General features: G+C 30.0%; 1 protein-coding gene. It reads left to right on the forward strand.

The annotated features are described in order from the left end of the window. Positions 1 to 144: 144 nt before the first annotated feature. Positions 145 to 617 (forward strand): transposase (locus BTM19_RS12870; RefSeq protein WP_142378987.1); only part of this gene is annotated, 473 nt, incomplete at its 3' end.

The following is a 617-nucleotide window of genomic DNA, read 5'->3' on the forward strand; positions in this document are numbered from 1 at the left end:
TTTTTTGTGCACGCTTTCCGCGGGCACTGCCTTAGCCTGTAGTCTTCGGCTAGCGCTCTTCCCGCAGGAGTCGGCCCAAATCACTGCCAATATTATACGAAAAATATTATAATATATATAAATTAAACAGTGGTGGTGTTTATTATGTTGAATAAATCAATTGATAAAAGAGATCAATATGAAATGATTTCTATTTCTGAATTAGTCCCTAATAATCATTTATTACGTAAAGTCGATACGATATTAGATTTAAATTTTGTATATGAACTTGTCGAAGACAAATATTGTCTCGATAATGGTAGACCTTCTATAGATCCAGTTATTTTAGTAAAAATATTACTTATACAAAGACTATTTGGTATCAAATCAATGAGACAAACAATTAAAGAAATAGAAACAAATGTAGCTTACCGTTGGTATTTAGGATATAGCTTTTTAGATAAAGTACCTCATTTTGGGACTTTTAGTAAAAACTATACACGTCGCTTTCATGATACGGATTTATTTGAACAAATATTTGAGAAAATACTCGAAATAGCTATCAAAAATAACTTAATCGATCACTCATCTTTATTTATTGATTCCACCCATATTAAAGCAAATGCAAATAAAAATAA

The organism is Staphylococcus xylosus (assembly GCF_002732165.1).
GTDB lineage: Bacteria > Bacillota > Bacilli > Staphylococcales > Staphylococcaceae > Staphylococcus > Staphylococcus xylosus.